The organism is Devosia crocina (genome assembly GCF_900116545.1).
GTDB classification, from domain to species: Bacteria; Pseudomonadota; Alphaproteobacteria; order Rhizobiales; family Devosiaceae; genus Devosia; species Devosia crocina.
The window spans coordinates 1-3,426 of record NZ_FPCK01000006.1 but is presented as its reverse complement, the minus strand read 5'-3'; the positions used below and the strand labels follow the sequence as shown (position 1 = coordinate 3,426).

Genomic DNA, 3,426 nt, shown 5'->3' with positions numbered 1-3,426 from the left:
CCCGAACTCGACCGTCAAATCCCGCTGCGCCAATGGTACTAAGTCTCAAGACTTGGGAGAGTAGGGCACCGCAAGGTCTGCTAAAAACACAAAAGCTCTTCACGATAACCAACACACAAAAGCCCCCAGTCAGAAATGACCGGGGGCTTTTTGTGTTTGCGACACGTAGACACGTTCGCTCTTCGCCTTTCTGTTTTCTGCAGCCTGTTCGACGAAGTCTTCACGCAGGTTCTCCGCCGTTCGAAAAACGCAGCGCGTCCATGTGCAAGGTAACGCCAAGATCAACTTCTGCGGCTAGCTGAAGCGCTGGCGATATCCTGAAGGCACAAAATAAGACAAAACAGACATAGGGGGGCGCGTCCAGGTCGGATCCAAGCGTCAGTTACAGTAGGTGAATATCGCTTGCGCTGAACCCCAAGTCCCCTCCAGTTTGACGTAGGACCCGCTTTTGAGATTGTCGCGGGACCCGATTTGTGACCGCCTGGCTGGGGGATTTCCCGCGGGTAGCACTCACGGCGGACCGGATGCGCCGGAGGCATTTATGAGCGATATCGGGGGTCTGGTGCCGATGGCGCTGTGAGGTCGAACCTCGTTGTAGTCTCGACACCATTCCTCCTTTTTCTGGCGGGCGTCGTCAAGGCTCAGGAACCAGTGATGGGCCAGGCACTCGGCCCGAAATTTGCCATTAAACGACCTAATATACCCATTGTCGGTGGGCTTACCGGGCCGGGAGAAGTCCAAGACCACATCCCGCTGATAGGCCCAGAGATCGAGGTCGCGGGAAATGAACTCGCTGCCATTGTCCACCCGGATCATCTTCGGATAGCCCACTTACCTGCAGACCCTTTCGGGCGTCTGCACGACGTTTTCACCGCGATAGCTGAATCGGGATCAGTCGCCGGCGCATAGAGGGAGTGGGTATCGACGATGGTTAGGATGCGCAGTTTCCGACCGGTGGCCAGTTGGTCATGCACTAAGTCCATGGCCCAGACCCGGTTGGAGTGGGTCGCATCGGTTCGGTCCTGCCTAAGTTTGGCCTTCACGCGCCGCTTCGACGTCTTTTTACGCAGCTGCAACCGCAACTCATTAGAAGCCTACAAGTTCGCTTCATGTTGATTGGCCATCTTTCTCGCAGCAGGAGGACATGCACACGTCGATACCCGGAGCGAACCCGGGTCTCGCAGATCTCCTTGGTCCTGAGCTCGAGATCGGCCTGCTCGCCGCGCTTGGACTTGTAGGTGTGAGGGAGCGGTCAATCCGCAGGGCTTCGCAGTCCCGACGCACCGATACCTTCCAGGCCTCCCTCACCGCATAGACACGCTGGCGCCGATGGGCAGGCTTCAGAGCTTTTTTGCAGATCATCGCACAGCATGGCTTTGTCCAGGCTCAGATCGGCCACCAAGCGTTTGAGCTTGCCCTTCTCTTCCTCGAGCTGACGCAACCGCTTCACCTCAGACGGCATCAGCCTGGCATAACGTTTGCGCCAGTTGTAGAACGTGGCTTCGGAAATCCCGGCCATGCGGCAGACCTCACCAATGGCCGTGCCGTTCTCAGCTTGCTTCAACATGAACGCATTCTGCGCCTCAGAAAACTCCAATGCCTTCATCGGAACTCTTCATCGCCCCGGTCAGGGATCATAACTGGAAAATTCCAGCTCAGAATGGTCCAAATTGGCGGCGGCACGTCACGCTGAATGACGCTGCCCGACGACAAGGGATTGAATTCCGCGAAGCCGTCACGGCCATCCTCGCAGCGAGCGTGGATAGTGCACGCGAGGAGCCTGGGAGGGCAACGGCAAGCATTGCTGGCCGGCCTCCAAGCGGCGGAGCGATTTGAGGCAGGGCCTTTGGCGCCACGCATTGAAATCGTTCCGGGTAATGAACAGACTAATCGCGTTCGTACTTTTGGGTCAGGGGCGCGCGACCTACTGTCTCCCTCCACCCGTCATACGGTTTTGGATTTGCTTTTCATAAAGCTCAGTGCGGTGAAACTCTAGATAGCTAGGATTTGGCCTGTGCTTTCGGTAGCGAGGAAACTCGGCCTCCGTCCGTCCATTGAACTCGGCTCGGTAAAGATCAGGGAAGTCCGGCGCGAAAAGAATGGTGCCATCCGCCCGCAGCGCGAAATAGCCATACTCCCAGAGTTTGTGGAGTATCGGTGTTTTGATGCCAATATTTGACAGCTCGTCCAGGCCACGAAATCGGAGAGGATGGAAGTGAGAGGCTTCAAGCAGCGAAGCGCCGTGCGGCAAATCGAGATTGCGGCCGCTGAACATGCAGCGCCAACCATACACATCCAGACACCGATTTCGTAAAGGTGACCTGACCAGCACACTACGAGTCGCCCTGACAGCCAAGGGCGGCAGCAACGAACCGCCGGACTCCAAATGCATTTCGGGGTCAAAGGCAGGCTGGGATGGATGGCTGAAGAAGTGGACTCCAGCTCGGCGTACAATAGCCGAGAAATCCGACCTTGATATAAGGTGCAACCCAGGCGCCGTCGCTTGAAACACAAGATTGCCGGTTGCATCCACTATGCTCTGATCCAAGTACCGCCCATCAGGCGACAGACCGAGCGGTTCATTGAAGAGCAATATGTCTTCCAGCTCAATGAGGATGTGGTGCTTTCCGCGACGCGCCCACACGTCAGTGACCTTCGCCGTGCCGATGTAACTGCCTGGTGTGATATCACGGGGGCGGTAAAGGAGAACCTCGTCATCTATGCACTGGTAAGCTGTGTTCACGGAGGTGCCCGCCACGCGAAGGGCGTGCACCGAGCCATATCCGGACGAATCGCGAGTAACAAGGACACCGTTAGCCATGCCAACCTCGGCCGGGGGCACGGCGTTTCTACCTAGCATGCAGTTTAGATCTGCTTAACGTTGTGGGGCTCGGAAGGCGATGGTTCGCAACTATCGTCTCAAATGAAGGGTTCGAACACTGAGAGGACAGTCAAGCATGCCGCGCCATAGGTTGCACTTTGAGACTGAACCAAACTTCAGTAGCTGCCTGCATCTCAGCCGGTTTTCCACATCGGGCAACGACGTTTGGAAGAAATGTCATTTTTCCTACACACGGGTGTTGACGGCAAAATGGTACTCCCCTATAACCCCGCTTGTCGACGACGCGAGACGCCCTGGCGCTTCCGACTGATCGACATTCTCCGAAAAGGCAGGATAGCTGCCGGGCAACCGGAAGCAAGCTTCTGTTCTCTTCCGAAACAATGAGAGCCTTGCTCTCGCCGACGCTTCAGTCCATGCGGACGTAGGGTCAGTTCTTTGACATTGTGAAGAAAGAAGAAAGAGAAACGTGGCCGGCGAAGTTCTTGCGAACGGAAGCTGGAAGCAATTCTGGTGGAAGTTGATAGACTTTCGATGGGTGCACGTTTTTCAGAGGTACACTACCTATCGCGCTTTTTCGGAGGCGC

General features: G+C 56.2%; 1 protein-coding gene and 1 pseudogene. Both read right to left on the bottom strand.

The features are described 5' to 3' along the window. Window positions 1-510: 510 nt before the first annotated feature. Window positions 511-1,606: pseudogene (locus BM364_RS18135) on the bottom strand (IS3 family transposase). A 318-nt stretch (window positions 1,607-1,924) separates the two neighbouring features. Then, the gene (locus BM364_RS18130) at window positions 1,925-2,821 is read right to left on the bottom strand and encodes a hypothetical protein (RefSeq protein ID WP_139232634.1); all 897 of its coding nucleotides are present in this window, start codon (window positions 2,819-2,821) and stop codon (window positions 1,925-1,927) included. Between the last annotated feature and the right edge of the window lie 605 nt (window positions 2,822-3,426).

What these genes read in the sequence shown, in the direction of transcription:
- BM364_RS18130 (WP_139232634.1), bottom strand. Translation starts at nt 2,821, where the DNA reads ATGGCTAACGGTGTCCTTGTTACTCGCGATTCGTCCGGATATGGCTCG.